General features: G+C 40.5%; 27 protein-coding genes and 1 pseudogene. All 28 read left to right on the forward strand.

All coding sequences use genetic code 11. From position 1 onward, the window contains the following. Window positions 1-204 (forward strand): hypothetical protein, encoded by a 204-nt coding sequence (locus tag AB3489_RS04310; protein WP_111888597.1) that lies wholly within the window; start codon window positions 1-3, stop codon window positions 202-204. Window positions 205-243: 39 nt separating this feature from the next. After that, window positions 244-1,044: a Flp pilus assembly protein CpaB gene (locus AB3489_RS04315; RefSeq protein ID WP_368294075.1), complete on the forward strand. Its 801-nt coding sequence runs from the start codon at window positions 244-246 to the stop codon at window positions 1,042-1,044. A 2-nt stretch (window positions 1,045-1,046) separates the two neighbouring features. After that, on the forward strand, window positions 1,047-1,859 hold the full coding sequence (locus AB3489_RS04320) for an AAA family ATPase (RefSeq protein ID WP_368294076.1): 813 nt from the start codon (window positions 1,047-1,049) through the stop codon (window positions 1,857-1,859). Window positions 1,860-1,912: 53 nt separating this feature from the next. Further along, entirely contained in the window at window positions 1,913-3,310 is a 1,398-nt protein-coding gene (locus AB3489_RS04325) for an ATPase, T2SS/T4P/T4SS family (RefSeq protein ID WP_368294582.1), read from the forward strand. Window positions 3,311-3,317: 7 nt separating this feature from the next. Next, a complete protein-coding gene (locus AB3489_RS04330) occupies window positions 3,318-4,247 on the forward strand; it encodes a type II secretion system F family protein (RefSeq protein WP_368294077.1) in 930 nt (309 codons plus the stop codon). Between the two features lie 6 nt (window positions 4,248-4,253). Next, a complete protein-coding gene (locus tag AB3489_RS04335) occupies window positions 4,254-5,126 on the forward strand; it encodes a secretion protein F (RefSeq protein WP_368294078.1) in 873 nt (290 codons plus the stop codon). 14 nt (window positions 5,127-5,140) lie between these two features. Then, window positions 5,141-5,536 (forward strand): DUF4320 family protein, encoded by a 396-nt coding sequence (locus AB3489_RS04340; RefSeq protein WP_368294079.1) that lies wholly within the window; start codon window positions 5,141-5,143, stop codon window positions 5,534-5,536. Beyond that, on the forward strand, window positions 5,527-6,069 hold the full coding sequence (locus AB3489_RS04345; RefSeq protein ID WP_368294080.1) for a hypothetical protein: 543 nt from the start codon (window positions 5,527-5,529) through the stop codon (window positions 6,067-6,069). Before AB3489_RS04340 ends, AB3489_RS04345 begins: the two co-directional genes overlap by 10 nt. 100 nt (window positions 6,070-6,169) lie before the next feature. After that, on the forward strand, window positions 6,170-6,727 hold the full coding sequence (locus AB3489_RS04350; RefSeq protein ID WP_368294082.1) for a DUF6550 family protein: 558 nt from the start codon (window positions 6,170-6,172) through the stop codon (window positions 6,725-6,727). Window positions 6,728-6,801: 74 nt separating this feature from the next. Beyond that, on the forward strand, window positions 6,802-8,544 hold the full coding sequence (locus tag AB3489_RS04355; RefSeq protein ID WP_368294083.1) for a hypothetical protein: 1,743 nt from the start codon (window positions 6,802-6,804) through the stop codon (window positions 8,542-8,544). 27 nt (window positions 8,545-8,571) lie between these two features. Continuing rightward, window positions 8,572-8,913, forward strand: coding sequence for a DUF3852 domain-containing protein (locus AB3489_RS04360; RefSeq protein ID WP_300687950.1), 342 nt, complete (start codon window positions 8,572-8,574; stop codon window positions 8,911-8,913). A gap of 12 nt (window positions 8,914-8,925) precedes the next feature. Beyond that, on the forward strand, window positions 8,926-9,363 hold the full coding sequence (locus AB3489_RS04365; protein ID WP_368294084.1) for a hypothetical protein: 438 nt from the start codon (window positions 8,926-8,928) through the stop codon (window positions 9,361-9,363). Window positions 9,364-9,430: 67 nt separating this feature from the next. Then, window positions 9,431-10,333, forward strand: a complete 903-nt coding sequence (locus AB3489_RS04370; protein WP_368294085.1) for a conjugal transfer protein TrbL family protein — start codon at window positions 9,431-9,433, stop codon at window positions 10,331-10,333. Window positions 10,334-10,387: 54 nt separating this feature from the next. Then, window positions 10,388-12,032, forward strand: a pseudogene (locus tag AB3489_RS04375) (DNA cytosine methyltransferase). Then, the gene (locus AB3489_RS04380) at window positions 12,033-12,290 is read left to right on the forward strand and encodes a hypothetical protein (RefSeq protein WP_368294086.1); all 258 of its coding nucleotides are present in this window, start codon (window positions 12,033-12,035) and stop codon (window positions 12,288-12,290) included. Further along, window positions 12,278-12,898, forward strand: a complete 621-nt coding sequence (locus AB3489_RS04385; protein WP_368294087.1) for a hypothetical protein — start codon at window positions 12,278-12,280, stop codon at window positions 12,896-12,898. The genes AB3489_RS04380 and AB3489_RS04385 overlap by 13 nt, the downstream gene beginning before the upstream one ends. A gap of 58 nt (window positions 12,899-12,956) precedes the next feature. After that, entirely contained in the window at window positions 12,957-14,720 is a 1,764-nt protein-coding gene (locus AB3489_RS04390; protein WP_368294583.1) for a VirB4 family type IV secretion system protein, read from the forward strand. After that, a complete protein-coding gene (locus AB3489_RS04395) occupies window positions 14,720-15,208 on the forward strand; it encodes a hypothetical protein (protein WP_368294088.1) in 489 nt (162 codons plus the stop codon). The genes AB3489_RS04390 and AB3489_RS04395 overlap by 1 nt, the downstream gene beginning before the upstream one ends. A gap of 12 nt (window positions 15,209-15,220) precedes the next feature. Continuing rightward, window positions 15,221-16,270 carry an amidoligase family protein gene (locus AB3489_RS04400; protein ID WP_368294089.1) on the forward strand — a complete coding sequence of 350 codons (1,050 nt, stop codon included), beginning with the start codon at window positions 15,221-15,223 and terminating at the stop codon, window positions 16,268-16,270. Window positions 16,271-16,279: 9 nt separating this feature from the next. Beyond that, window positions 16,280-16,783 carry a gamma-glutamylcyclotransferase family protein gene (locus tag AB3489_RS04405; RefSeq protein ID WP_368294090.1) on the forward strand — a complete coding sequence of 168 codons (504 nt, stop codon included), beginning with the start codon at window positions 16,280-16,282 and terminating at the stop codon, window positions 16,781-16,783. Between the two features lie 6 nt (window positions 16,784-16,789). Further along, window positions 16,790-17,869, forward strand: coding sequence for a M23 family metallopeptidase (locus AB3489_RS04410; RefSeq protein WP_368294091.1), 1,080 nt, complete (start codon window positions 16,790-16,792; stop codon window positions 17,867-17,869). 48 nt (window positions 17,870-17,917) lie between these two features. Next, the gene (locus AB3489_RS04415) at window positions 17,918-18,460 is read left to right on the forward strand and encodes a DUF6329 domain-containing protein (protein ID WP_368294092.1); all 543 of its coding nucleotides are present in this window, start codon (window positions 17,918-17,920) and stop codon (window positions 18,458-18,460) included. Window positions 18,461-18,471: 11 nt separating this feature from the next. After that, window positions 18,472-18,852 (forward strand): DUF3846 domain-containing protein, encoded by a 381-nt coding sequence (locus tag AB3489_RS04420; RefSeq protein ID WP_368294093.1) that lies wholly within the window; start codon window positions 18,472-18,474, stop codon window positions 18,850-18,852. Between the two features lie 12 nt (window positions 18,853-18,864). Next, window positions 18,865-19,263 carry a DUF6103 family protein gene (locus AB3489_RS04425; protein WP_368294094.1) on the forward strand — a complete coding sequence of 133 codons (399 nt, stop codon included), beginning with the start codon at window positions 18,865-18,867 and terminating at the stop codon, window positions 19,261-19,263. A gap of 63 nt (window positions 19,264-19,326) precedes the next feature. Continuing rightward, window positions 19,327-19,587, forward strand: coding sequence for a DUF6103 family protein (locus AB3489_RS04430; RefSeq protein WP_368294095.1), 261 nt, complete (start codon window positions 19,327-19,329; stop codon window positions 19,585-19,587). 165 nt (window positions 19,588-19,752) lie between these two features. Then, a complete protein-coding gene (locus AB3489_RS04435; protein WP_368294096.1) occupies window positions 19,753-19,875 on the forward strand; it encodes a hypothetical protein in 123 nt (40 codons plus the stop codon). A 121-nt stretch (window positions 19,876-19,996) separates the two neighbouring features. Continuing rightward, the gene (locus tag AB3489_RS04440; RefSeq protein WP_368294097.1) at window positions 19,997-20,416 is read left to right on the forward strand and encodes a hypothetical protein; all 420 of its coding nucleotides are present in this window, start codon (window positions 19,997-19,999) and stop codon (window positions 20,414-20,416) included. Between the two features lie 14 nt (window positions 20,417-20,430). Then, the gene (mobP3, locus tag AB3489_RS04445; RefSeq protein ID WP_368294098.1) at window positions 20,431-23,112 is read left to right on the forward strand and encodes a MobP3 family relaxase; all 2,682 of its coding nucleotides are present in this window, start codon (window positions 20,431-20,433) and stop codon (window positions 23,110-23,112) included. Window positions 23,113-23,124: the final 12 nt, after the last annotated feature.

Genomic DNA, 23,124 nt, shown 5'->3' on the forward strand with positions numbered 1-23,124 from the left:
GTGTTTGAAAAGGGACAGCGATTTGAAACGAGTTATAACCATGAAACTTATGCATATGCAGGCAAGTGGTCAGGATCCATGGTACTTGCTCCTGAAAATGACGGGAATACAGAGGTTCTCATCTATACAGAGAATGAAGTAAATGAATTGATTGAGACTGGCGAGTTAAGGTTGATCGCGGGTCTGGAAATGGTGATGCGGTAATAATCTTATGATCATAAACTATAAAAAACGGAGGTACGTATGAATATTTTTAAAAACAGAATGGTTGTCGGGGTGTTTTGCATTGTGCTTTCACTCCTCATTTGCTTTGGAATAACGCCATTGTTCAATAAAGGCATCAGTCAAAAGACTGAGATTGTCAGAGTGACTAAAGAAATTAAGGCAGGGGCTCAAATTACAAAGGATATGGTACAAAACATTGAAGTCGGTGGATACAATCTTCCATCAGATGTTGTGAAATCAAAAGAAACTGTTGTTGGAAGCTATGCTCTAGCAGATTTATCGATAGGTGATTATATCCTAAGTGCAAAAGTTTCAAAATCACCAGCTGCTGAGAACGCTTATTTGTACAATCTAGACGGCAGCAAACAGGCTATGTCTATTACCATTAAGAGCTTTGCAAACGGTCTTTCTGGAAAGCTTCAAAGTGGCGATATTGTATCAGTCATTGCTCCGGATTTTAAAAAGCAAGGAATGACTGTCATTCCTCCAGAGCTTAAATACGTTGAGGTCATTTCTGTAACAGCTCCTAGTGGGTATGATGCCAATACAGGGGAGCAGAAAACCAATGAGGACGAAAGGGAATTGCCATCGACTGTTACACTCCTTGTAACACCAGAACAGGGAAATATACTAGCAAGTCTTGAAGCGGATGGGAAGACCCATCTATCACTTGTATATCGTGGTGAACCGGTAAATACGAAGAAGTTCCTTGATATTCAATCAAAAGTCCTTTCAGAAGCGTATCCGAAGAACAAGGAGTCTGACAAAACCGAGAATAAAGCATCTAAGGACTCAAATCAGGTTGGTGAGGTGGAATAATAATGATTAACTTTAAGAAGAATTCAATCTTCTCCCGTGATGTCAAAGAAGAATCGGTAAAAGAAGAGATCCTCCATGGCGGTGTTCTTGCTGTTTGGGGGAGTCCAGGATCAGGGAAGACAACGACTGCCGTCAAACTAGCCAAGTATCTTGCAGATAAAAAGAAAAATGTCATTTTAGTACTGTGCGATATGACTGCACCGATGCTACCTTGCATTTGTCCGCCATCAGATTTGGAATGTGAAAAGTCACTCGGAAGCATTCTGTCTGCGACACATGTGACCGAATCGTTGGTGAAATACAACATGATCACCCACAAGAAGATGGCCTACCTAACAATGATTGGTATGCTGAAAGGCGAGAATGAGTACACCTATGCTTCGTATTCAAAAGTGCAAGCGATGGAATTCATTGAATCGCTTAGAAAAATAGCGCCATTTGTTATCATTGACTGCAGTAGCTACATTGCCAATGACATTCTATCAGCTGTTTCACTTCTTGAATGTGATAGTGTTCTCAGGCTTGCCAATTGTGATTTGAAGTCTATAAGCTATCTCTCCAGTCAGCTGTCACTCTTACAGAACAGCAACTGGGATATGGACAAGCAGTACAAAGTCGCATCCAATGTCAAATCCAATCACGGAATAGAACATATTGCAGTAGCACTTGGGAGTCTTTCTTTTAAACTGCCCTATTCAGAGGAAGTGGAAGAACAGACCTTAGCAGGAAATCTACTTGCAGACCTTACCCTTAAAAATAGTAGGGAATACAGAAAAGAAATTGAAAAAATTGCAAAGGAGGTGTTCGGATGCTAGATAATCAAAATGAAAAACTGATTGAACCAATGGAAAATCGAATCGAAGAACTCATGAACACCTCAAACAAATATAAGAAGAATAAGGAGTTGGGTACTGAAAATCGTACACACTCCTTATTTTTTGCCCCTGAGTCAGAGAAGAAAGATTTTCAGACTGTCCTCAAAGAAGTGCAAGAATACATCTCTAGCAACTACTCTGTTCTGATCACCGATCAGGGGTTAGAAGATGCTAAAGAACAGATGAAACGTTACATCAGCAAGTACGTTATGAATGAAAGAATTGCAGTCAAGGGAATGGAAGGACAAGAACTGGTTGATGCACTCTATACTGAAATGGCTGAGTATGGTTTTCTCACAAAATACATCTTTGGGAAAGGCATTGAGGAGATAGATATCAACTCATGGCAGGATATTGAGGTGCAATACTCTGATGGTAGGAATGAAAAATTAAAGGAGCACTTCGACTCACCTGAACACGCCATCAATGTCATCAGAAGGATGCTTCACGTATCGGGAATGGTCCTTGATAACGCAAGCCCTGCAGTTCTTGGACATCTTTCAAAGAATATCCGAATTGCTGTCCTTAAAACGCCACTTGTAGATGAAGACGTTGGCATTGCAGCATCTATCCGAATTGTTAATCCTCAAAGTATGAAAAAAGAGGATTTTGTCAGGAGCGGTACAGCTACGGAAGAGATGCTCGACTTCCTGTCCAACCTGATCCGCTACGGTATTTCTGTTTGCGTAGCAGGGGCAACAAGCTCTGGTAAAACTACTGTCCTGGGATGGCTACTTACAACAATTCCAAACAATAAGAGAATCTATACCATTGAAAATGGATCCCGTGAGCTAGACCTAATCCGTCAAGATGATGGGAAAGTCGTCAATTCAGTGATTCATACCATCACTCGTGACAGTGAGAATGAAAAACAAAGAGTCGACCAAATCATGCTTCTTGATATGGCACTGAGATTTAATCCGGATATTGCAGTGGTTGGTGAAATGCGTGGGGCTGAAGCAAACGCTGCTCAGGAGGCAGCTCGAACAGGTATTGCGGTACTTACAACAATTCATGCTAACTCTTGTGAAGCAACCTACCGAAGGATGGTATCCCTTTGTAAACGTGCGGTGGATATGTCTGACGATACGCTCATGGGATATGTAACAGAAGCCTATCCTATCGTTGTCTTTTGCAAACAGCTTGAAAATAAGCAGAGAAAGATGATGGAAATCATGGAATGTGAGATTCTACCGGACGGCTCTAGGAATTATCGCGCACTGTTTCAGTACATCATTACGGAGAATCGAATGGATGAGCAGGGCAAGTTTATCATTGAGGGAACACATAAACAGGAGTATAGCATTTCCGAGAGCTTGTCCAAAAGGCTCCTTGAAAATGGGATGCCCATTGAAATGATCAATCGAATGAAGCGAAGGGAAGGGAAGTGACTTAAAGATGAATGTAATACTACTAATAGCCTGTATCGGAATGATCACGGGCTTTTTTATCATCTTATCGCTATCGCCAATGGAATTTACAGATAGCGTTTTTAAAAATATATTGAACAAACCGCGCAGTATCAAAGAAGAAATAAATGAAATAACAAAACGAAAGAAAGTGTCTTACTTTAGACGAGAAGTCATTGAAGTGCAGTCAATATTGAAGCTGACTGGTCGAGAAGGATGGTTTCCAATGATCTGCGCAGTGTCGTTATTACTTTTTGCCATTGGCAGTGGAATTGCAATTGTGCTTGGCAATTTCTTTTCAGTGCCTGTTCTTGGTATCGGTTTTATGCTTCTACCGTTTTGGTATGTGAGGCTGACACAAACCCATTTTAAAAGGGATATTGCAGCTGAGCTTGAAACAGCTCTGTCGATCATCACGACAGCGTACCTAAGAAATGAAGATATTGTGACTGCGGTAGAAGAAAACATCGACTATCTGAATCCGCCAGTTCTGTCTGTATTCAAGGGATTCGTCTATCGCATTAAGATGATCAACCCAGACATTGCAGCAGGTTTGGAGGACATGAAAGTTCAGCTTGAAAACGCTGTGTTTCGTGAATGGTGCGATGCTTTGATCGCATGCCAGATTGATAGAAACCTAAAAACCACACTGACACCCATTGTATCAAAGCTCTCTGATATGCGAGTGGTAAATGGCGAGCTCGAAAACATGGTCTTTGAACCAAGAAAAGAATTTATATCCATGCAGCTCTTAGTGGTTGGCAACATACCGCTATTATATTTTTTGAATAAGGACTGGTACAACGCTTTAATGCATACACCCCTTGGGCAGATTATTCTAGCCATCTGTTTTGCTGCGATCTTTATTTCAGCAGCATTTGTTATTAAGCTAACACAGCCCATTGAGTATAGGAGGTAGGCAGAAATGATGATATTGATTGTGTTATTTGGACTTCTGTTTGCCTTGGGTCTGTTCTTCGTACTAGCCGAGGTATTCAAGCTTCCAAGGCTTGCAACCGGGAAAGCAATGCTCTCTGCAACAAGTCAACATAAAGGTAAGGCAAAAAATCTGGATGTTTTGATTGGCAGCTTATCGATGAAACTTGCCAAACAGCTTCCTATGGATGAATACAAAAAAAGCAGGATGAAAAATACGCTCAAAGCAGCAGGAATGAGTCAAAGTCCAGAAGAATTCATGGCATTCGCACTTGTTAAAGCTTTACTTGTGACGTTTGGTGTTATTCCGTGCCTTCTGGTTTTGCCGTTACTTGCTCCTGTTTTGATGTGCCTTGCGGTGATGATCTACTTCAAAGAAATTAAAAAGGCCGATGAAAAACTGTCTGCCAAAAGAGAAAAAATTGAATCCGAACTGCCAAGATTTGTGGCTACGATTACACAAGAACTAAAGGCAAGTAGAGATGTTCTTGGCATACTTGAGAACTTTAAGAAGAATGCCGGGGAGGAGTTTGGAAATGAACTAGACGTTTTAACGGCGGATATGCGGTCCAGCAGTTATGAAGCGGCTCTGACAAGATTTGAAGCAAGAATCAACTCACCGATGTTATCAGATATCACAAGAGGATTAATTGGTGTTCTTAGGGGTGACGAAGGGGGCGTATATTTTCAGATGCTTGCCCATGATATGAAACAATTGGAACTTCAAAGATTGAAAGCACAGGCAATGAAGATACCACCCAAAATTCGAGTGTTCAGCTTCATCATGCTCATGTGTTTCCTCATGACCTACATGGCCATTATTGTGTATGAAATTCTACGTTCCCTTGGCGGAATGTTTTAGGGAGGTGGTGTCGTGTGAAGCAGTTATTAAAAAGCAACCGTGGTGAAGGATACATTGATGTGGTAGTACTTGTCCTTTGTGCAATGCTCGTGATTGCGCTAGCGGTAAAGGTTTTTCCTGCCTACATCATTAAACAGCAGGTGGACACCTTTGCCATTGAGCTGATGAGAGAAGCAGAAGTTGCTGGAAGAGTGGGAACAGAAACTACCCAGAGAGAACTGATTTTGAGAGAAAAAACTGGAATTATCCCAACGATTGTATGGTCAAAATCAGGTCAGATTCAGCTCAACGAGGAAATAACAGTGACGGTGACTTATCCGATTAACATAGGACTGTTCGGAGGTTTTGGATCCTTTCCAATTACCCTCAGATCAGATGCCGCAGGAAAGGGGGAGGTCTATTGGAAGTAAATAAAATACTGTCAAACAACAAGGGTAGTGGCTTTCCGCTTGCAGTTGCCATCACACTATGTCTGGTCATGATTTTCACTGGGATATCTGAATATTTTAGGCTCATGATAATTGCACAGGGTGTTCGTGATGCACTTCAGTCAGCTGTCATTTCAACAGTCAGTGACAATTATGATGATGTTTATCATGGTGTTCGTGAAGGTTACTCAGGTGGGTATCAACCTATCGATTCAGATTTTGAAGAGTCCTTCGACTATGGTGATGTTTATGATCGTTTAGATGGCATTCTTGGTCTGAATCAACTTGGCTATGAGCACATTAAAATAACCAGTGAAGGTAAAACAGAGTTTAAAATATGGGATTTGAATGTTGATATCCAAAATGCACCACTGGCTAGCGGCGATATTAAACAGCAAAGGTTTAAGGTGGATAGTTCCATTATGCTTGAAGTACCTGTATCATTTGGTGGAAAACTTCTGCCACCCATGATAATTAAGGTCAAAAACAGCGCTGGTTACACCCCAAAATTTTAGATTCTAAGAACTTGTAAAATTATAGTAGACTATTCAAAAGGCTTGTGCTAGGGTGAGGTTTAAGAAGGACAATACTTTAAAAATTAAGGAGGCATTTCTCATGAAAAATATGAATGATAAAACGAAGAAAAGAGTAGTACTGGCTTGCGGTCTTGTGATCAGCGTGGCACTTATTGTGATGATCGGGGCTAGATTTACGAAAGCACCAGTGACCGAGGCAATCAATAATACTCAGAACACTGAAATAAGCAAGGTTGTCGTAGAAAACCCAAATGGTGCAGAAACAAATAAAAACGACGAGGTCAAGGTCGAGCCAATTGTAGTACCAAAAGAAACTCAAGTGGATAGTGGCGCAGATGATACAGGAACAGACCAAACAATTCAAGGTGATGTTCCCGATAAACCAACTTATACTGAAGAACAACTGACTGATCCGACACATAAGCCTGACGGCGAAAAAGTAGATCCACCAAAATCAGAAGATAAGAATCCTACAACGACTACAACACCAAAGCCAAATAAACCAGTAACGACTACGGAACAGAAACCTTCTGGCGGATTACCTGGATTTGATAGTGTGCCAGATGGTGGAGCAAATGAAGTGATTGAAGTAAATGACATGTATGAGAACGGAAACAAAATAGGTGACATGGATTAAACTAAACTAAAACTTGATAAATTAGAGAGCACTGCAGAAATGCGGTGCTTTTCTAATTGCAGAAAGGAGATCAGATGGAGAAGGTAAAGAGATTACTTTTGGCATTTTTGATGATGTTCATCTTGTCAGTTCCAACAAATGCATTCGCAGATGGTGACGGAAATATTGATAACGGTGGAGGGGACATGGGTCAAGGTTCTAGCACAAATGTGTGGTCCCCAGGAAATGAAGGTGTTAGAGTGACTGTTATTCGTAGCAGTGACCATTCGGTTGTGACTATTCCAATCGATATCACGAACAAGAAACCCAGTGCATCCATATATAATTTTGGGAAAGTGAGCAAGGTTCAATATAGCAATGGTAAAGCACTATCTCCGGTTAAGGGTGGATATCAGTCTATAAAACCGAAACAAACAATCCCTAAAATAATTAGCACAAATGGGAAAACCAATTTAGCAGCCATAAAAAGTTATTTTACAGATGAGCAAGTCATTCGATCTATTGCAACGCTCACAGGAATGAACTTTGATATTTTGACAAACGGTGATTACAAATTACTTCTCGAGCCAATGGCGTATTACAAATTTGAAGGCGTCATGATTGCAACCACAGCAACTGAAGCAGCCATGTATGATGAAAAAGTAAATGGCTTACTGCGAAAAAGAATGGTCTCATTGACACATAAGAATTTGCCACTTGCCATGTTTTTAGAAGTGTCAGATTTGGGATATTCAGCGTGGGGTGGCAGCGCAACATCACCAGCTACTAATGCAAATATTAAATCGTATTTGGGGCTAGGTATCGTTAGATTTAAAGACGCACCAACTGAAACACCAGTAGTAAGTACTAATGATTATGAATACCGGGTCAACACGGATGTCATCACAGCGGTTACAGTTAGTGGTGGTCAATCGGATCCAGATCACCCAACGCGTGTCAGTTTTAGCATTGAAGGAACTACCTATAACGTTGGAAATGTATTTTATCCGAGTGGTGATTCACAACTAGCATGGATCAAATGGAGGACGCCTTCAGAACCAAGAAACATGACCATACAAGTAAATGTAAGTGGACCTGGAAATACGTCGAAATCAACGATTCATGTGAAGATTGTTGATCTTGATAAGAATCCACCACCAAATCCTGTAGCAGATGATAGGAACGATGAGTTCACATTTTCATCAGTACCTGCAAGACAAGAAATGACAAGGGCAGATTGGAGTATTTGGCGCCCTTGGTGGTTTGCATACTGGGTTGATGAAGGTCATTGGGAGAGAGACTCTTGGACGGATAGCGAGGGACACTCACACTCGAGTAGTTACTGGGTATCAAATTGGGTTGATCGAGGATGGTGGGAATTTAATCTAGATCAATATTATGCTACTTTTTCATCGAACATGAGTATCAAATGCGACAGTAATAACCCAACATCAAATGGCAGAACGATGAAAAGTGGATACGGAATCAATGAATCGGTAACTGCATCAATTACCAGTAACCAAAGCACTGCAGTCACACATCCTCAAAATGCAGTGGCTTATTTCCCAGAGTTTCAGTACAAAACTTACTGGAGGCTACTTGAAAAAATTCAAAGTGGATCAACGGCTAGATTTGAGTATAAGAGGAATCCATATAGCACGTACAATAACCGAACACACTTCACACCTATATGGATGCCTGATGGAAACTACACAGTGAATACTTGGGTCATCGATGCATGGACTCCTGTTGGGATGTTATCCATGAACCTAACGGACTCATTAACAATCAGGGGAAACCTTTGGAATGACTGGCACATTGCACCGCTAAAACCTTAGTTAAAACAAGAGAGGTGGAAAATATAAATGAAAAAATATAAAAAAATAGCAGTGATTATCTGCATGGTATTACTGCTGACATTGATGTTTAGTACCACAGCCTTTGCAGGTGGTACTGGAGATGTTGCAGGAGCAATTGAGAGCACTTGGACTGATGCCTCTGGGCAAATCAAAACAGTTGTGAACAAGGTAGTCTTTCCGGCAATTGACCTTATTCTAGCGGTTTTTTTCTTTGCTAAACTTGGGATGGCATACTTTGACTATCGGAAACACGGACAATTTGAATGGGCAGCGCCGGCCATTTTGTTTGCGTGTCTTGTTTTCACATTAACTGCCCCAACATATATTTGGAAAATACTCGGGATATAGGAGGCCTTGTCTATGAACTTTTTTGAACAGGAACTAAGAAAATTTTTCGCGAAGGATCACGCATTCGACGATGTAAAATTCATCGGTAAAACCTGCTATGGTACTTTGGGAGAGAAGACAAGAATGAAACTTGAATTTGTAACGCTTGGAACTTATCAGAAATATGAAGGGATTAAGGCAACAGTCATTGATAAAAATGATGGCGTCATTGACACACTCACTTTGAAGTTTTCAGATGTTTGGGGAAAGAAAAAACTCAACAGTCCTAACTTTAGAGATGGAATAGAGCCATACGTCTGGATTTATAACGAAAAAGCGGAGTGGTATGCTTACGAGCCAACGAATGCTGATTACAAAGTAATGGCTGAATCAGTGAGTGACTATGCTGAACTATTCAAAGAGCAGACACAAGAGATGAAATGCAGTTATTCTCTAAATCAACAAATGTAATGAGAGAGGCATGTCGTGATAAAAACGGCATGCCTTTTCACTTTGATGGAAAGGAGGTAGCTGTCAAATGTTTATATGGGATTTTGTAATGGGTGATGTCATGGACCAGATTATTGATTGGTTCTATGGTCACCTCGTTGGTTTTCTGGGAGATTTCTTTGCCCAGATGGGTAACATGGGTGTTGAGCTTTTTGATATGACATGGGTGCAAAGCATTGTGCTTTTTTTCACTTATCTTGCTTGGATGCTGTATGTGGTGGGGTTAGTTGTGTCTTGCTTTGAAACAGGAATTGAGTATCAATCAGGAAGAGGAAGCGTCAAAGATGCTGCGCTTAATGCTGTTAAAGGATTCATGGCAGTGAGTCTTTTCACAACAGTACCGATCGAACTCTATAAGTTATCAGTAACTCTACAAAGCAGTTTAACCGCAGGCATTACGGGTCACAATAGCGGCGTTGGTGAACTTGCAAATGCAATCATTGGAGAACTGGGAAACATCAGTGACGTTTCAAGCGTAGGCAGTTCAGGTGTTTTCGGTGGACTTTCTACGATAACAAGTCCTATTATGGCACTTTTTATAATTATCCTCATGGGATATGCAGTCGTTAAAGTGTTCTTTGCCAATCTTAAAAGAGGTGGAATCCTGCTCATACAGATAGCGGTAGGAAGTCTTTATATGTTCTCGGTTCCAAGAGGATACATCGATGGATTTATTCAGTGGATAAAGCAAATCATTGGTCTTTGCCTCACGACTTTTTTGCAGGCAACAATACTGACTGCAGGCCTAATGGTGGTAAAAGATAACGCGCTCCTCGGTCTTGGACTCATGTTATCAGCAGGAGAAGTACCAAGAATCGCGGGTGCCTTTGGTCTAGATACATCAACAAAAGCCAATGTGATGAGTGCGGTTTACACCGCTCAAGCAGCCGTTAATACAACTAGAACGATTGCACGGGCAATACCAAAATAGATTAATTGGGAGGATTATAAAAATGTTACGAATGGCGCAAAGGGAGGCGTTGCCATGATTACTATAGGGAGCCTCTTTGATGGAATTGGAGGCTTTCCACTTGCAGCAGTCTACAATGGTATTGTTCCATTGTGGGCAAGTGAAATTGAGAGTTTTCCAATTGAGGTCACAAAAATAAGATTTCCTGAAATGCTTCACGTAGGGGATATTACAAAACTTAGTGGAGATACCCTTCCTGTTGTGGACATTATTTGTGGAGGATCTCCTTGTCAGGATTTATCTGTTGCAGGACAAAGAGCTGGACTTGCCGGTGAGCGATCAGGACTTTTCATGGAACAGATAAGGATAACGAAAGAAATGAGGAGTGAAGATGGAAAACGAGGCAAAACAAATGACCTTGTGCGACCTCGATTCTTCGTTTGGGAAAACGTCCCTGGAGCATTTTCATCAGCAGAAGGAGAAGATTTCAAAGCAGTTCTTGAGGAAACCGCAAGAATTGCTGACAACAACATACTTATACCTCGACCTCCGGGAGGGGTATGGAAATCTGCTGGGTGCATTTTGGGAAGTCAATTCTCAGTTGCTTGGAGAGTTCTCGATGCTCAACACTGGGGTGTCGCCCAACGACGCAAAAGAATCTTTCTTGTCGCAGATTTTGGAGGATACACCGCTCCCAAAATATTATTTGAGCAAGACCGCTTGCTTAGGAATACTTAGGAGGTCGAAAGCTAGAGATAAAGAACTACCATTTCAACTTAAAAAGGCTCTCGAAATTCAGGCAGGTATCACTCATTTGGATCAATATTTATCGAACAACTTGGAAACAGAACTGAGGTCATATCACATCAATCAACGAAACGAGGGCATTGATCTAAATGGAATATCCGGTGCATTAATGGCAACTCAAAATATGCAGATGCAGACCTTTATTGCAGAGCCTATGATTTGCCTTAACGACCAAGGTGGTAATCGGATGGATATCACTGAGAATATTACATCCACGTTGAGAGCTTGCATGGGAGGGCATCTGCCAATTGTAACTCAGCACTTTCAAAAGGGTGTTGAATCAGAAAGGGGAGAAACTGAATTACTTTTCGATAATCATGCGAAGGACTGTAGATACACTGGTCCACTGCATGTAGCTCCCACAATTGCAGCAACATATGGGACAGGTGGTAATAATGTTCCTTTGGTTTCAAAACACATGAATGACGAAAGTTATTGTATCGCAAGTAACATCATCAATCGGCAAGATAAGAATGGTGGAAATGGTTGTGGCTTTCAAGAAAATATAAGCTATACCTTGACTACAGCAGACATCCACGCTGTATGTTCAATCCCGAAAGCCTACCAGAATATCGTTGGAGCTTTGTGTGTAGGTGATGAAAAAGGAATTGGAAATCAATATGTGAGTCAAGATAAATGCATAATAGACTATCAAGAGATGACATCTGAGAAAACTGAGGATACTGAAATTGATAAAAGAACATCCTCAATAAATCTTGTTCGGAGATTAACCCCACTAGAATGTGAAAGACTTCAAGGCTTTCCGGATGGGTGGACAGATATACCAAAAGCATCAGATAGTCCGAGATATAAAGCGCTCGGAAATAGTGTAGCAGTTCCATGTGTAGATTTTATTATGCATGGAATTGCTTGTTTTTTGAGAAAAATCAGGCAAGAAGAGGAGGAGCGATAGATGTACATGTACCCTGACAACCTGAAAGCTAAAGCCACACTTTGGCTTTGGGAACTAAAAGATATAGGCATTATTGGAGTGGGACTTCTGATATCTGTATTTGCACTTTCACAGACTGGAATCTTGGTTCCTATAGTGATAACAGCAGTTTATGCCTTTTTAGCAATCCGATTTGAGGACACGAGTATTTTGGATTTTATCCGTTATGCTTGTGCCTTTTTTATTTTAAAGCAGCAAATGTATGAATGGAGGTTGTAGATTTGAAAAATAATCGTCAGAAAGAAAAACAAAAGCAGTCCACTAGGGAGCTCATAGGGATCAATGAAATCACCGACTATAGTATTAAAACGGCCTTCGGGGAGCTTGTCTATTTCATCATTCATCCAACAAACATTTCTGTTTTATCAGAATCAACAGTCAGTGCAAGGATCTATGCCCTCATGACTGTGCTTAAAGGAATTGCTGAGATTGAAATGCTTTGTCTAAACTCAAAAGAGAACTTTGATGAAAACAAGCAATACTTGAAAAAAAGAATGGAAGAAGAATCAAATCCAGTGATTAGAAAACTACTTCAAATGGACAGTACCAATCTCGACCGAATGCAGGTTCAAATGGCTACTGCCAGGGAGTTTCTAATCATTATTAGATTAAACAGAGGCGATGAGAACAGTCAGAAAGATAAAACTTCAGATGTGTTTCCTTATCTATCAAGAATTGAAAAAAACCTTAAGGATCAAGGCTTTACTGCTAGACGAGCAGATAATGCTGACATAAAGCGATTACTCGGAGTCTACTACGAGCAGAATGTGACGACAGAGAAGTTTGAGGATTATGATGGCGAAAGGTGGGTGATTATCGGTGAGTAAAAAAAGAAGTGAGAAGTTGTCCAGTTATGATAGTGAAAAAATAAAAGCATTTGTTGACATGATTGCTCCATCAGTCATCAAATTTAACGTGGACCATTTTATCTGCGGTAACACATTTCGTTGTGTTTGGGCACTCCGTGAGTATCCGACAAGCACTAATGAGCAAGCAATTCTCAGACATCTGGGAGAGAAAGATGGTGTTACACTGCGTATCTATACAAGACAGGTGACAGCAACTGAAGAAAAGAAAATCATTCATAATGCAGCCAATAAGAACCGCATGCATTCCACAAGCACGAATGACCTTCAGCAGACCGTCACCGCAGAAAGTAACCTTCAAGATGTGGTTACTTTGGTATCTACCATGCACCGAAATAGAGAACCATTACTTCACTGTGCTGTTTATATTGAACTTACTGCTAGTGATATGGATGGCTTAAAGCTCTTGCAGACGGATGTTTTGACTGAACTTGTAAGAAGCAAATTGAATGTGGATCGTCTGATGCTTAGACAGCAGCAGGGTTTTATGTGTGTTGGGCCAACGGGTAGAAATGCGTTCGGCAGTCAGTATGAAAGGGTGCTTCCGGCATCATCAGTCGCCAATCTATATCCATTCAACTATTCGGGTAAGACCGATAGCAATGGCTTTTATTTAGGCAGAGACAAATATGGATCCAATGTCATTGTAGATTTTGATAAGAGAGATGATGACAAAACCAATCCGTGTATCCTCATCTTGGGGAACTCCGGGCAGGGCAAGAGCTATCTCTTGAAACTCATTTTGTGCAACATTTTGGAATCAGGCAAGAATGTCATCTGCCTTGATCCTGAGCATGAGTATGTGGAGCTCGCTGATAACATCGGTGGATGCTTTGTAGATTTGATGTCTGGTGAGTACATGATCAATCCGCTTGAACCCAAAACATGGGATGAAGGCGGATCGCCACAAGATAAGGATGCTCCCATTGCTTTTAGACAGGCAACAAAACTCAGTCAACATATTTCATTCTTAAAAGACTTCTTTAGATGCTATAAGGATTTTGATGATAAGCGCATTGATGTCATAGAAATTATGCTTGGCAAGCTATATAGCAAGTGGAACATCAGCGACAACACCAATTTTAAAAGCTTAAGTTCCATCGACTATCCGATCCTTTCAGACCTTTATCAGTTGATAGAAGAAGAATATCAAAACTATGATAAAGGCAAATTTCAACTGTATACAACAGAATTGCTTCAAGAAATACTCCTTGGGCTTCACTCTATGTGTCAGGGGGCTGAAAGCAAATTCTTTAATGGGCACACCAACATCTCATCGAATCGCTTCATAGTGTTTGGTGTGAAAGGGCTACTTCAAGCGAGTAAAAATGTGAAAAATGCTTTGCTTTTCAATATACTATCCTTCATGAGCGACAAGCTTCTGACGGAAGGAAATACAGCAGCTGGGATTGATGAGCTCTATCTGTTCTTAACCAATCTCACTGCAATTGAATATATCCGAAACTTTATGAAACGTGTGCGTAAGAAAGAATCATCGGTTATTCTAAGTTCTCAAAACCTAGAAGATTTCAATATCGAAGGGATTAGAGAACTGACAAAACCGCTGTTTTCCATTCCAACGCATGCGTTTTTATTTAATGCAGGCAATATCGATAAGCAGTTTTACATGGATACCTTGCAGTTAGAAGAATCAGAGTACAACCTCATTAAGTTCCCTCAACGTGGGGTCTGCTTATATAAGTGTGGGAACGAACGATATAACCTTGCCGTACATGCCCCGGCATATAAAGAAAAACTGTTTGGAAAGGCAGGTGGAAGATAATGAATACCCATAACAATCTAGTGGAACTTAGAAAGAAAAAGGACGAGATCATTGCCGATATGAAAGCTTGCATTACCTATACACCAGATCAAGTAAACGATCTGCTATGCCTAATGGAGCAATATATAAAAGCAGAGACAGAAGAACGGCAAAGGCTTATTGGCCAGATCAGAAGATGCATGGATGGAGAAATCTATGATAATCCTTTCGAGGCGTATTATTGTTATTCAATCGATGACATTGAAAGATTCGACCAGATCCTGAGCAGTTTTATCAATCAAAGTAAGGGCCTTGGCTATAGACAATTGGAGCTTGAAACTGAGGTGCAGCAGGTAGTAAATCAACTGAATCATTTGAATGCCAGTTGCAGTGACGAGTTAATTGATTCTTACCGAAGAGAAAAGCTGATAAGTCTGTTTGAAGACGTAGGAAAGCTTCTAAAAATTGAGGGCATCAAAGGAACTATCAATGATCACCGAACATGGTAAGGCGGTGAAACCATGGACCTACGAGAACAGAAATTTGGAATTGAAATTGAAATGACAGGCATCACAAGACAAAGAGCTGCCGAGGTGCTTTCAGAATACCTTGGCGGCTCTTCTGATTATGAGGGAGGTGGGTATGGCGCTTATAGTGTAGACGATAGTGAAAATCGAAAGTGGAAACTGGTCAGCGATGCCAGCATTCAGTGCCAGAAAAAAGTTGGTAACCGGAAGCAGATTGCCGACCGAGATTACAGTGTCGAGCTTGTAAGTCCTATTTGTAGGTATGAGGACATTGAAAAGATTCAGGAGATGATCCGAGTTCTTAGAGAGGCAGGGGCTTTCAGTAATAAATCCTGTGGCATTCATATTCACATCAATGCAGCACCCTTTGAAGCTTATCAGCTCAGGAATTTGGTGAACATTATTGCTTCAAAAGAAGACATGGTCTACCGCGCTTTGCAAGTGGATTCACAGAGAGAACGACGCTATTGCAAGAAAATAGATCCAGAGTTTCTCGAAAGCATGAACCGCCAAAAGCCCAAAACCATAAATCAACTGCAGAACCTGTGGTACAAGGGGAACGATGGTAGCTATCAGCATTATCATGACAGTAGGTATCACTGCCTTAATCTTCATTCTGTCTTTCAAAAGGGAACGATTGAATTTAGAGCATTTAATGGGGCACTTCATGCTGGCAAGGCGAAAGCTTATGTTCAGTTCTGCATGGCAATTACTGCTCAAGCTTATAACCAACGTTCAGCGAGTCCTATAAAAACGGTGTCAGACAATGAGAAATATACGTTCCGTGTTTGGCTTCTACGCCTTGGTCTTATAGGGGAGGAATTTAAAACAGCACGAAAGCATCTGTTAGATCATCTTGAAGGTAATATCGCATGGAAGTCCCCAGAACAGGCCATTGCACAGAAAGAAAGGCTTCGAAAGAAAAAGGAGCAAGAGCTCATTGAACCTAGTGAATCAGTAATGAATCAAACAGAATATGTAGCCATTGAAGAAATTCATCAGGAGGAAGAGTCTCCTGCTTTTTCTATGTCTATGGGAATGTAGGAGGAAAAAATGCAGAAAGAAAAACTATATATCGCCTATGGTAGCAATATGAATTTGCCCCAAATGAAACAACGGTGTCCCACAGCAAAACCAGTGGGAACAACTGAAATCAAAGATTACGAACTGCTATTCAGAGGTTCTAAAACGGGTGCTTATGCAACGATAGAGCCAAAGGAAGGTAGCACTGTTCCTGCTATGATTTGGTCTGTTGGTCCCAAGGATGAAATTGCACTAGACCGATATGAAGGATATCCGAGGTTTTATGACAAGGAAACTGTGGAACTTGAGGTAGATGGTGAGTCTGTGTCGGCTTTTGTCTATGTAATGACAGAAGGACATCTCCTTGGCATTCCGTCTAATTTTTATTTGAAAACCATTGAAGAAGGCTATCAGGCCGCAGGGTTTGATACGGAAATTCTAGAACAGGCAGTCGAGTATACCAAAGAACGAATGGAATCAGAGCAAGTTGAAGACTACGAACAAGATAATATGTATGGACTCGGGTGGTGGTGATAAAAAATGGCGGATCCAGTTTTAGTGGCTAGAGCTGTGGCGATGGCCCTTAGTGATGAAAGAATTAGAAAAAGTGTTGGGTGGACGATAGTTGCTATACTGTCTCCAATCATTGTGTTAATCGCTATTCTTTGTGGAATGCTTTCAGGAACTGCAAATCATAACAATGCAGCACTAGAACTGTGCTTTCATGGAGGTGCTATAGCGGGTAATGTACCAGCAGAGTACCGCGAGCACATCGAGAATATGCGAAGTAGCTTTGCTGTTCTTGATGATGCGATCAAAGAGGTAAGTTCAAATATGGAGGGTGGAGATAGTCTGGATTCAACAAGAATCAAGGCTATTTTTTATTCTCTGTATTTCGGCGCCGAGCAGCCATCCCAGGTAAACAGCAAGACATTTGTTGATTGCTTTGTAACTTATGAAGAACGCACAAGGTCGGTGATTGGTGAAGACGGAACAACTCATACTGAAGTTTATACCGTTACAGTTCCAATAAAAGACCAGCCTACCATCTATAAAAATATAGATAAGAAATTGGGCATTACCGTCACAAGTGAAAATAAAGCAAACGCAACAGAAATCTATTATCGGATATTGTACGGAAAACCTGCGCCTACTTACGGTAGTGAGTTTGACGATTTTATAAACGGAATTGCAGTTTCAACGGAGCCTTTCATTGGTGAGGATGGGTTCTGTTCGCCTGTCGGTGCTAATTGGAGGAGTGCTGTGACGAGCGAATTTGGATATCGAGCGGATCCTTTTACCAAAAAGAAAAGAGGGCATGGTGGTATAGATTTGGGGATGCCCAAAGGAACACCTGTCTACTCGGCTCTAAGCGGTACTGTCATGTTGGTGAGGTACTCAACCTCTGGATATGGCTATCATGTCGTTGTTGATCATGGCGGTGGCGTTATCACTTTGTACGGGCATTGCTCGAAAATTCTTGTTAGTGAGGGCGAACCAGTAACTGTAGGACAAGAGATTGCCAAGGTCGGCTCTACCGGAAGAAGTACAGGAAACCATCTACATTTTGAAATCAGAGTGGGCGGTGAAAAACAAAATCCAAGAAATTACTTACCCTAGAAAGGATGTGGAGAAATGCTAAAAACAAATGCAATATTTTTTAGAAAAGTGAGTGAACTAGAAACACAGCCATGTGTAATTGAAGCTATACAGTTGATGAACCAAAGTGAATATGATGAGCTTTCAAAAGGATTGCTAAGGGACAGGTCTTTTATTTCAGATAAAAAAGAAGATATGTTCACAGACCCGTCTGGACAAACCCACTGTCTGCTTGCACTGAATGAAGAAAGTGGTGATGGCATTTTGATTGATAGCAGTGGCTATAACTACGCAAGATACATCAGCTTCATGCCTAATATTAAGGCGTACATTGATCAGCAAATCTCTCAAGTAGCAGATCAAATCCTACAGGAGGCTGCCGAAAATACATCGAATGGTAGTTGGATTGTGTACTTTGATGAAATCGCTGAACAGCACAGTCTTAATGTGAAAGTGAATAACGGAATCGGTACATTGCTTGTGAACGAGCTTCAAGGCAGAGAAGAAATGGCGGAAATTAACTTGGAGGAGGATTGCCTTGATATGACGCTTTACCTCGATTTCTGCAAGAATATCAATCCATCTGAGTTAGAACAAAACATGGGAATGTAGGGGGGACTACGATGATGAAAAACGAAAATACGATTAAGGTACTGAAAATTGAACCCGGGAAAATGCCTTATGAAAAAGAAATGGTCAATGAACTTGAAGGGATTCAAGCTGAAGTAGAAGGTATGTTTGAATGTGTTTATCTAGATCACAACTGCATTGCCGTAGTGAATGAAGAAGGAAAATTGAATGGAATGGCGCTTAATCGAAGGATTGGTAATGACATTATTGCTGGTCCTTTTTTCATTTGTGGTGATAGCGATGATGGTGAGTTTATTTCATTAACAGATGAGCAGATGGATGTGTTCGCTAGTGAATTTAAGGATGCACCTGTATTTACTGGTGATGAACCAGAGGCTCAACCGAGAATGATTGTTACTAGTTTCAACTATTAGGAGGTGCAAATCATGAGTATAACAACAGAAAAAACAACGCTTCAGGTGAGCTTTCCAAAAGAAAAGTTGGAGGCGCTCAAGTTTTATATGGACGAAAAGGATACTACTGTTGAAAAAGAATTGCAGGGTCATATCAAAAGTATTTATGAAAAATATGTTCCTGCAGCGACAAGAAGATACCTTGATCGAAACGATCCTGCAGAAGGTCTGCAAACTGAAGTCAGAGTTGAAGCAGAGGAACAAGCACAAGAAATAATCGCGCCAACGCCTTCGACACGTGGCAGAAGACGTAACGCCAGAGAACAAAATGAGGAGACTGGGGACTCAAATCAGTTAGTTGAATCCGAAAGTGCAGATGAAAATCAGGAGCAAAGTGAAGAACAATCACAAGGGATGAGCATGTCTATGTAGACTTTTCTCATCTTAACATTGCACATTAAAGCTATGAAAAATCATATTTGGAGGATGTCGATTATGAAAAAAGAAACAATTGCAATCAGCCTTGAGGCTGAAAAACTGAGAGCGATTAAGAAGTATATGGAGAAAAAAGAGGCCGATCTGCAGGCAGAGATGGCGGATCAGCTACAAAAGCTTTACGAGAAATACGTGCCGGCCAATGTCAGAGAATACATTGACGAACGAGAAGAGGACGAAATCGCGCCAGAAAAGACAAAAAAAGTGATCAAAACAACTACTCATCCGAGATCCATTCCAACATCTCATGAAGGGCAGTAGTTAATCGGGCTTTTGAGCCGTCATTTGCCCCTGTGTGCAATTCTTTGGCATGGAGTGGAGTAACACTACCCCCTGCTGATATTTTGGCGAAATTTGAGCCGAATCTAGCAGTTTTTAAAACCCAGAAATGAGTCGGTAATTGAATGTGAAATCAGGCGAGAATTGGTGCTGATTCTATTTATGATTCTGGTGCGGGATAAAGCAAGGTGCTGTGAACCGCCCCTTGCACTCACAGCGGTCGGCAGTGCCGACCGCAATTCTAAAGGTTTTAGGGATTCTTACCAATGAAGTGTTAGGTGCTGTAAAACTACAATTATGCTGTGTAAGGTGCTGTAAATTGCTTCAAAGCCTAGAAAACACCTGAGATTTAGGTGCTGTAAGAGGTGCTGTAAAGAAAGGAGGTTAACAATTGGGGAAAAAGAGTGAATTGAAGGAGCGTGTTGTGGCTTGGCTTTACCCAGAAATGATCGAAAAGATGAATAATCTCATGGAAAACAACAACATGAAGAATCATACAGAGTTTGTCGAGCAAGCAGTAAATTTTTATATCGGATATTTAAGTGCACAGGACAGCACCATGTATCTTTCAAAAATAATTCTCGGTGCAATACAAGGCGTGCTAAAAGAAACGGAAAATCGACAAGCTAATAATTTATTTCGTTTGTCGGTTGAAATGTCCATGATGATGAATATCCTCGCAGCTGGACTTGAAATCGGTGATGAAGACTTGCGAAAGCTTCGTGGACGGTGTGTCAATGAAGTGAAAAAAACTAAAGGAAGGATAAGTATGGATGAGGCTGTGAAGTTTCAACAAGGGATAGAAGAATAGATGGGAGGTGACTTATGCCCAGAATCATTTTGAAATGTCCTTATTTGAAAGGAGGCAGAAAGAAGACTGCTTCTCATCTTTCAAATCTAGTGACATACATGGCGACAAGAAGCGGTGTCGAAAAAATATCGAAGTCTAACGCCAATCTTCCATCTAGTTTGAAACAAGAAGATTTGATTCGTCAAATCACTCAAAAATTTCCTGAAACCAAGGATCTGTTTGAGTATGAAGACTATGTTCAAAATAAAACAGTTGAGAATGCATCAGAATTTATTTCAATTGCATTAGAACAGAACATCGATAAGATAGGTCAGCGAAAAAACTATATCGACTATATCGCCAATCGTCCGAGGGTTCAACGAATGGGGACACATGGTTTATTCACTGGCGGAGATGATGAAATTGTATTAAGTCATATTGCCGAAGAAGTGGGTAATCATACCGGCAACATCTGGATTCCAATCATTTCACTCAGAAGAGAAGATGCGATTCGCACAGGATTTGATAGTGCTGAAGTTTGGCACAATATGCTTTCTTATTTTGCTCCTGAAATCGCAGAGTCGATGAAGATTCCGATTGAGAATTTTAGATGGTATGCAGCATTTCATAACGAGAGCCATCATCCTCATGTGCATATGGTGTGCTATTCGAAAAATCCTAGAGAAGGTTACCTCACGAAAAAAGGCATCGAAAAGATGAAGTCTGGGCTTGTAAAAAGTATTTTTAAAAATGAGATGCAATTAATCTATGAAGAGCAGACTCGAAGACGCAATCTGCTTAAAAGTGAAAGTCGCGAGGTGATGCTTAAACTCATTCAAGAAATAAAAGTAGGTACAGTAAATAATCCCAGAATTGAAGAAATCTTTTTGCACCTATCTAAAGAACTCAAGTCAACTACAGGCAAAAAAGTATATGGATATCTTCCTCCAGGGTTAAAAGAGATAGTAGATGAGCTTATAGATGAAATTTCTAAAGAGCAAGTTGTATCTAAAGCCTACGAGCTGTGGTACGAAATGCGTGAAGAAGTTATAAATAGCTATATGGATGAGTTCTCAGAGCGTCTTCCACTTTCAAAACAGAAAGAATTCAAATCAATCAAGAACATGATCATTGCTGAAGCTAATCAGTTTTCGATGGATGCATATGATATCAATGAGCTCGATGGAATAGATGATAGCGAATTGCTAGAAGAGATCTTTGAAAGCAATGAAACTTTTGTTGTCAACAGTCCAGAAGAAGTTGACAATGAATCATTAGGAAGTGTGGAAAGTATCGTAAGTAGTGAAACCTCTGAAAATATGTTTGTGAAATGGACTGATGAATATCAATTGGCTCGTGATTATCTTTTTGGCACGGAGGAGATTCAACAAGATTTTGACGAAGCATTCGTATTTCTTTCGGAAGAAGCGCAAAAGGGAAATGTACTTGCCGTTTATGACATAGGGCGAATTTATTCAGACGGTCTTGGTGTTGAAAAAGATTATGAGATTGCTCATGAATATTATGTAAAAGCACTTTCGTGTTTTCAAGAAGTGGAGGCACAGAAACCTTGGGAATACACTGAATACCGCATAGGTAAAATGATTGCCGTAGGACTCGGAACAGAACAAGATTATCAGACTGCAGCTGAGTGGTTTCAACTATCAGCAGAGAAGAAATACAAATATGCACAGTATTCCCTCGGAGCACTGTACCACCGAGGGCAAGGCGTTGAAGAAAATCTCATAAGAGCATTTGAGCTATACCTGAAGTCTGCAAATCAAAATTTTCCTTATGCAGATTTTGAAGTGGCCAAGATGTACCGTGATGGTGTTGGCACAGATCAAAACGGAATAAAATCTGGACATCACTTTCAAAAAGCTTTCAGTGGGTTTGAAGTCTTAGAGAACACCAGTCATGATGATAAAATCCAATATCGTTTGGGATGGATGCTTCAAAATGGTATTGGAACAGAGCCAGATTTGCAAAAAGCTAAAGATTACTATGAGAAATCAGCAAAGCTTGGCAATGTATATTCAAGCTTCGCACTAACAAAGATAGTTCTTAAAGAGGATAACCCTGATCCAGAAGAATTGAAAAAAGCAATCGAGTTTCTGAGTGCCGTTACAAACAGTGATGATTTAGTACCAAAACATATTAAATCATCCGCAGTTTATTTACTTGGAAAACTTTTTCTTGAAGGTAAGGTAATGACTAAAAATATACACCAAGCGATTCGATGCTTTGAGATATCTCATGAATATGGAAATCAGTGGGCAAGCTATCAGCTTGGGAAGCTGTTCTTGCAAGGAAAGGAGAATCCAAAGAACATTGAAAGGGCCATTTTTTATTTGACAAACTCTTCGGAAGCTGGCAATCCATTTTCACAGTATCTTTTAGGAAAGACCTATTTACTTGGAAAAGATGTTACTAAAGATAAGGACCAAGCAATCAAGTGGTTGACCTTATCTGCTGAGCAAGGGAACGAATATGCAAAACTTTTTTTAGATAATATTGATAAGTTCAAAGATCCTTCTGTAGCACTTGTCATATCCCGTCTGCTGAATCATATGGAAAAGATCTTTGAAGAGAACCTGACACCACATAGGAACTCAAATGGGATGAAAATTGATAGTAAACTGCTTAGAAAGTTGAAGGAGAAGAAAGTGGCGCAAGGTCATAAAAGAAATGATAAGGATCATGAGATGCTAATTTGATAATACCTATTG

It is taken from the genome of Dehalobacter sp. TBBPA1 (assembly GCF_040931655.1).
Classification (GTDB): Bacteria; Bacillota; Desulfitobacteriia; order Desulfitobacteriales; family Syntrophobotulaceae; genus Dehalobacter; species Dehalobacter restrictus.

Coding starts and splice junctions, on each gene's coding strand:
- AB3489_RS04365 (WP_368294084.1), top strand. CDS start 8,926: ATGAACTTTTTTGAACAGGAACTAAGAAAATTTTTCGCGAAGGATCAC.
- AB3489_RS04400 (WP_368294089.1), top strand. CDS start 15,221: ATGGACCTACGAGAACAGAAATTTGGAATTGAAATTGAAATGACAGGC.
- AB3489_RS04420 (WP_368294093.1), top strand. CDS start 18,472: ATGATGAAAAACGAAAATACGATTAAGGTACTGAAAATTGAACCCGGG.
- AB3489_RS04425 (WP_368294094.1), top strand. CDS start 18,865: ATGAGTATAACAACAGAAAAAACAACGCTTCAGGTGAGCTTTCCAAAA.
- AB3489_RS04370 (WP_368294085.1), top strand. CDS start 9,431: ATGTTTATATGGGATTTTGTAATGGGTGATGTCATGGACCAGATTATT.
- AB3489_RS04410 (WP_368294091.1), top strand. CDS start 16,790: ATGGCGGATCCAGTTTTAGTGGCTAGAGCTGTGGCGATGGCCCTTAGT.
- AB3489_RS04390 (WP_368294583.1), top strand. CDS start 12,957: ATGATTGCTCCATCAGTCATCAAATTTAACGTGGACCATTTTATCTGC.
- AB3489_RS04330 (WP_368294077.1), top strand. CDS start 3,318: ATGAATGTAATACTACTAATAGCCTGTATCGGAATGATCACGGGCTTT.
- AB3489_RS04335 (WP_368294078.1), top strand. CDS start 4,254: ATGATGATATTGATTGTGTTATTTGGACTTCTGTTTGCCTTGGGTCTG.
- AB3489_RS04380 (WP_368294086.1), top strand. CDS start 12,033: ATGTACATGTACCCTGACAACCTGAAAGCTAAAGCCACACTTTGGCTT.
- AB3489_RS04355 (WP_368294083.1), top strand. CDS start 6,802: ATGGAGAAGGTAAAGAGATTACTTTTGGCATTTTTGATGATGTTCATC.
- AB3489_RS04315 (WP_368294075.1), top strand. CDS start 244: ATGAATATTTTTAAAAACAGAATGGTTGTCGGGGTGTTTTGCATTGTG.
- AB3489_RS04325 (WP_368294582.1), top strand. CDS start 1,913: ATGAACACCTCAAACAAATATAAGAAGAATAAGGAGTTGGGTACTGAA.
- AB3489_RS04405 (WP_368294090.1), top strand. CDS start 16,280: ATGCAGAAAGAAAAACTATATATCGCCTATGGTAGCAATATGAATTTG.
- AB3489_RS04320 (WP_368294076.1), top strand. CDS start 1,047: ATGATTAACTTTAAGAAGAATTCAATCTTCTCCCGTGATGTCAAAGAA.
- AB3489_RS04360 (WP_300687950.1), top strand. CDS start 8,572: ATGAAAAAATATAAAAAAATAGCAGTGATTATCTGCATGGTATTACTG.
- AB3489_RS04385 (WP_368294087.1), top strand. CDS start 12,278: ATGGAGGTTGTAGATTTGAAAAATAATCGTCAGAAAGAAAAACAAAAG.
- AB3489_RS04395 (WP_368294088.1), top strand. CDS start 14,720: ATGAATACCCATAACAATCTAGTGGAACTTAGAAAGAAAAAGGACGAG.
- AB3489_RS04350 (WP_368294082.1), top strand. CDS start 6,170: ATGAAAAATATGAATGATAAAACGAAGAAAAGAGTAGTACTGGCTTGC.
- mobP3 (WP_368294098.1), top strand. CDS start 20,431: ATGCCCAGAATCATTTTGAAATGTCCTTATTTGAAAGGAGGCAGAAAG.
- AB3489_RS04430 (WP_368294095.1), top strand. CDS start 19,327: ATGAAAAAAGAAACAATTGCAATCAGCCTTGAGGCTGAAAAACTGAGA.